Source organism: Aeromonas sp. R1-1, assembly GCF_040908495.1.
Classification (GTDB): Bacteria; Pseudomonadota; Gammaproteobacteria; order Enterobacterales; family Aeromonadaceae; genus Aeromonas; species Aeromonas veronii.
In genome coordinates this window covers 1-5315 of the sequence record NZ_JBFODV010000082.1, presented here as the reverse complement: position 1 = coordinate 5315, position 5315 = coordinate 1, and the positions used below count along the sequence as shown (strand labels likewise).

General features: G+C 51.1%; 3 protein-coding genes and 2 pseudogenes. 4 read left to right on the top strand and 1 reads right to left on the bottom strand.

The genetic code is table 11. From position 1 onward, the window contains the following. A pseudogene (locus AB5Y92_RS04815) lies at window positions 1–141 on the bottom strand (IS1595 family transposase); the annotation flags it as partial. A 386-nt stretch (window positions 142–527) separates the two neighbouring features. On the opposite strand from AB5Y92_RS04815, the gene tdcB reads away from it, so the two are divergent. From tdcB to AB5Y92_RS04795, 4 genes and pseudogenes are all read left to right on the top strand, one after another. Continuing rightward, complete coding sequence (tdcB, locus tag AB5Y92_RS04810; RefSeq protein WP_164536349.1) at window positions 528–1532, top strand: bifunctional threonine ammonia-lyase/L-serine ammonia-lyase TdcB; 1005 nt, start codon at window positions 528–530, stop codon at window positions 1530–1532. An 11-nt stretch (window positions 1533–1543) separates the two neighbouring features. Next, window positions 1544–2875, top strand: a complete 1332-nt coding sequence (tdcC, locus tag AB5Y92_RS04805) for a threonine/serine transporter TdcC (protein ID WP_033114429.1) — start codon at window positions 1544–1546, stop codon at window positions 2873–2875. A gap of 204 nt (window positions 2876–3079) precedes the next feature. Next, on the top strand, window positions 3080–4288 hold the full coding sequence (tdcD, locus tag AB5Y92_RS04800; protein ID WP_164536350.1) for a propionate kinase: 1209 nt from the start codon (window positions 3080–3082) through the stop codon (window positions 4286–4288). 44 nt (window positions 4289–4332) lie between these two features. Further along, window positions 4333–5223: pseudogene (locus tag AB5Y92_RS04795) on the top strand (pyruvate formate lyase family protein); the annotation flags it as partial. Window positions 5224–5315 lie beyond the last annotated feature (92 nt).

Genomic DNA, 5315 nt, shown 5'->3' with positions numbered 1-5315 from the left:
GACAATGTGGGATGCCGGTAACTGAGTATTGAGCGAGGTAATGGTGTGGGGTGCAGTGAGCTCTTGCTGGGCAACACGACGCTGGCGCAGGGTTAGCTGGGGAAAGAGGGACAACAGGTGTTGAAAGGCTGGAGTATCCATGATGGTAGACCTCGAGGTGATGGCCTACTTCAAGATTAGCCTTTCAACACGTAATTGGGACAGAGCTTTTTTATTGTCCCGGTTCTGGCAGGCAAGCAACTGATTGCCGGTTGCAAAAGCAACGCAATTGCCCTGAAAAATCTAATATTTACGGCTTTGTTTTGGAGTTGTTAATTATATTATATTTCCAATATCTGATTACTTTTTTTAATCCATTTGGACTCAAGTGTTGCTGCCATCACATTTTTTGATAATTTCACCGTAACGCAGTCTCTTTGTAGATTTTTTTGTGTTTATGCTCACATTAATTGCAACTGATAGAACCTAGTATCGCTTCGTCCTGTGAAATAAAACCCTACAAATTAATAAATAAAAAGAGATTTGCGATGAAGATGTATAGCAATCTGCCCATTGGTCTTCATGATATTACTGAAGCCAAAAAAAGACTGACCAATCATATATACAAGACCGCGCAACTACCCTCTAACTACATCAGCGAACGTTGCCATGGCGAGGTTTACCTCAAGCTTGAAAACATGCAACGTACAGGCTCTTTTAAAATTCGTGGCGCCTTCAACAAACTCAGTTCATTAAGTCTGGAAGACCGACAAAAAGGTGTTGTCGCCTGCTCGGCGGGCAATCATGCCCAAGGTGTATCACTCTCCAGTGCTATGTTGGGAATTGATGCCAAGGTGGTCATGCCTTGCTGTGCCCCCAAATCAAAAATTGCTGCAACCAGTGACTATTCAGCCACAGTGATCCTCCATGGAAATAGCTTCAATGACACCATTGCCAAAGTCAGCGAAATCGTGGAGATGGAAGGCCGCGTATTTATCCCCCCCTTCGACGATGCAAAAGTGATTGCCGGCCAGGGCACCATTGGCCTGGAAATTATCGAAGATTTGTATGATGTCGATAACATCATAGTGCCGATCGGTGGCGGTGGTTTGATTGCCGGTGTTGCCATGGCTATCAAATCTATTAATCCGACTATCAAGGTGATTGGTGTGCAATCCGAGAATGTGCACGGTATGGCGGCCTCTTTTTATGCCGGTACCATGACCAATCACAGAACCAGCAGCACGCTGGCTGATGGCTGTGACGTGGCAAGACCCGGCACCCTGACCTATGAAATTGTCAAAGAGCTGGTCGATGACATCGTTCTGGTCACTGAAGATGATATTCGCCACAGCATGGTGGACCTGATTCAGCGCAACAAGGTGATTACCGAGGGGGCGGGAGCTCTGGCCTCGGCAGCGCTGCTGAGTGGCAAACTCAAACATTATGTCGAAGGCAAAAAGACCGTCAGCATTATTTCGGGTGGCAATATTGACCTGACCCGGATCGCCGAAATTATCGAACAGAACAATATCCGTCAATTTAGCCTGTAAGGAATACAGTCATGATATTGGATAGTGTCGTTAGCAGCAGTAAAGAGAGTGTCAAAGCATGGCGTAAGTCGGATACAACCTGGGGACTCGGGCTATTTGGTACCGCGATCGGTGCAGGTGTTCTATTTTTCCCTATTCGGGCCGGATATGGTGGTCTGATACCAATATTAATCATGTTGGTGCTGGCTTACCCTATAGCATTTTATTGCCACAGGGCGTTGGCAAGATTATGTCTTTCTGGCAGCAATCCATCGGCAAATATTACCGAGACCGTTGAAGAGCATTTTGGCAAAATGGGTGGGGTAGTGATTACCTTCCTCTATTTCTTTGCCATCTGCCCACTGCTTTGGATATATGGTGTGACAATCACCAATACCTTCATGGCATTCTGGGAGCATCAACTGCAAATGGCACCGCTCAATCGTGGTGTTGTCGCTCTTGGGCTGCTGCTGTTGATGGCCTTCGTGATCTATTTCGGTAAGGATCTGATGGTTCGCGTGATGAGCTATCTGGTATTTCCTTTCATCGCCAGTCTGGTGGTTATCTCCCTCTCCCTCGTCCCGTACTGGAACAGTGCCGTCTTTGAGCAGGTCAATCTGAGCGAGATATCGATGTTCGGTCACGACGGTATTCTGGTCACAGTCTGGTTGGGGATCTCTATCATGGTCTTCTCCTTCAACTTCTCGCCGATTGTCTCCTCTTTCATCGTCTCCAAACGGGAAGAGTATGAGCAGGAGTTCGGTCGTGATTTTACCGAGAAGCGCTGCTCGAAGATTATCTCCGGTGCCAGCATGCTGATGGTGGCCGTGGTGATGTTCTTTGCCTTCAGCTGCCTCTTTACCCTGTCGCCGCAAAATATGGCGGAAGCCAAGGCCCAGAATATTCCGGTGCTATCCTATCTGGCCAACCACTTCTCCTCGCTGGCTGGCAGCAAGTCTGCATTTGCCACCACCCTGGAGTATGCGGCTTCCATCATTGCGCTGGTTGCCATCTTCAAATCCTTCTTCGGCCACTATCTGGGGACGCTGGAAGGGTTGAACGGCCTCATCCTCCGCTTTGGCTACCAGGGCGACAAGAGCAAGGTTTCCAGTAAAAAACTCAACATGGTCAGTATGTTGTTCATCATGGGCTCGACCTGGCTGGTCGCTTATGTGAACCCCAACATCCTCGACCTGATTGAGGCAATGGGGGCGCCGATCATCGCTTCCCTGCTCTGTCTGCTGCCGATGTATGCCGTCAACAAAACACCTGCGCTGGCCAAATATAAAGGCCAGGCCAGCAATGTGTTTGTCACCATCATCGGTGTGCTGACCATCCTGAATATTGTTTCCAAGCTGTTCTGAAAACCTTTTCTGCAAGTCATCAGCCATTCAGACCCTGACCCCTTGGCGGGGTCTGCATGGCGCAGTCAGAAGCGCGCAATAACCGGTTCTTGGTTGGCCCAATTATTTGGGCCCAGGGCAAGGCTATCCGTTATTTGGCCACCACGCAGTGGTAAATATGTTCTGACTGCAGTGACTCGACATCATAAATATCGAGGCGATGTAATGAAGTTTGATTCGTTGGTTCTGGTTATCAATTGCGGCTCTTCGTCGGTCAAATTCTCGGTACTGGATAGTAAAACCTGCGAGGTGGTGATCTCCGGCATGGCCGATGGTATCGAGACCGAACATCCCCAGCTGAAAATTGATAAAAACCCGGCCACTCCCTTGCCGGAAAACAACCATAGCTGTGCATTGGCGGCGATTGCAGAAGAGCTGAAACTGCGCGGTTTGCTCGATGCCATCACCCTGGTGGGCCATCGCATTGCCCATGGCGGTAATGAGTTCAGCGAAGCGGCCATCATTGACGAGCGGGTACTGGCCAAAATCAGGCAGGTCTCGCCACTGGCCCCGTTGCACAACCACGCCAATCTGAGCGGCGTGATGGCCGCCCGCCAGCTATTTCCCGACCAGCCCCAAATTGCGGTATTTGATACCGGCTTTCACCAGACCCTGAAGCCGGAAGCCTATATCTATGGGCTGCCTTATCAATATTTGCAGGATTACGGTGTGCGCCGTTATGGCTTCCATGGCACCTCCCATCGCTATGTTGCCGAGCAGGCCTGCGTATTTATGGGGCTGGATGAGCAGCATGCCGGTCTGGTCATCGCCCATCTGGGCAATGGCGCCTCTATTTGTGCGGTACAGGATGGCAAGAGTGTCGATACCTCGATGGGGATGACCCCGCTGGAGGGGCTGATTATGGGCAGTCGCAGCGGTGATATCGACTTTGGTGCGCTGGCCTATATCGCCAGCAAGAGCGGGCAATCCATCGAGGATATCGAACGGATATTGAACAAGCAGTCCGGCCTGCTGGGTATTTCGGGGCTCTCCTCCGATATGCGGGTATTGGAAGCTGCCTATCACGAAGGACATCCCGGGGCGAAATTGGCCATTCACGCTTTTGTCCATCGTATTGCCCGCCATATTGGCGGTCATGCCACCTCATTGCGCCGACTGGATGCCATTATTTTCACCGGCGGTATTGGCGAGAACTCCACGTTTATCAGAAAGCTGGTGTGTGAACGACTTCAGGTATTTGGCGTAGCGATCAGCGAGCCATTTAACCAGCGTCCCAATAGCGAGGGCTGCCGGGTGATTTCGGCGGCAGAGTCCATGGTACTGGCGGCAGTTATTCCCACCAATGAAGAGAAAATGATCGCGCTGGATGCCATTCGTCTGGGGCATCAGGTTCGTCAGGCCGAGTGCGTCTGACATATTCCACTCTTGTGTCATGAGTAGTGAATGAGGTTTATTTGATGAAAGTTGATATGCAATTGGATCAGGATAAATTCCGCCTAGCATGGCAAGGGTTTGCCGGTGAAAACTGGAAGCACGAGATCAACGTCCGTGATTTTATCCAGCAGAACTACACCCCCTATGAAGGTGACGAACAGTTTTTAGCGGATGCCACAGAAGCGACCACCACTTTGTGGAACAAGGTGATGGAGGGGATCCGTATCGAGAACGCCACCCACGCACCGGTAGATTTTGATACCAATATTGCCACGACCATTACTGCCCACGGGCCGGGTTATATCGAGCAAGGGCTGGAAAAGATTGTTGGCCTGCAAACCGACAAGCCCCTTAAAAGAGCACTGCACCCATTTGGCGGAGTAAATATGATCCGCAGCTCTTTTGAAGCATATGGCCGGGAGATGGATCCCGAATTTGAATATACCTTCAGCGAATTGCGCAAAACCCATAACCAGGGAGTGTTCGACGTCTACTCTCCCGAGATGTTGCGCTGCCGAAAATCAGGAATTTTGACCGGTTTGCCGGATGGTTACGGCCGTGGTCGCATTATCGGAGATTATCGTCGGGTCGCGCTCTATGGCATAGATTATCTAATCCGTGAGCGGGAGCTGCAGTTTGCCGATCTGCAACCGGCGCTTGAGCGGGGAGAGCAGCTGGAGCAGGTGATCCGCCAGCGCGAGGAGCTGGCCGAGCACAAGCGGGCACTGGTGCAGATCAAGCAGATGGCGGCCAACTACGGCTTTGACATCTCCGGGCCAGCACGCACGGCGCAGCAGGCGGTGCAGTGGCTCTACTTTGCCTATCTGGCGGCGGTGAAGTCACAAAATGGCGGGGCCATGTCCCTCGGTCGTACCGCCACCTTCCTCGACATCTATATCGAGCGGGATCTGAAAGGCTATGTCCCAATTACGTGTTGCATGGGGCGCCCCAGCGCCTCATGCAAACATGCTTTGATATTCACCCCCCTCCCGTAACGCTCCAGCAT

Excerpts from the sequence above, each read along its gene's own strand:
- tdcD (WP_164536350.1), top strand. The coding sequence starts at position 3,080 with ATGAAGTTTGATTCGTTGGTTCTGGTTATCAATTGCGGCTCTTCGTCG.
- tdcB (WP_164536349.1), top strand. The coding sequence starts at position 528 with ATGAAGATGTATAGCAATCTGCCCATTGGTCTTCATGATATTACTGAA.
- tdcC (WP_033114429.1), top strand. The coding sequence starts at position 1,544 with ATGATATTGGATAGTGTCGTTAGCAGCAGTAAAGAGAGTGTCAAAGCA.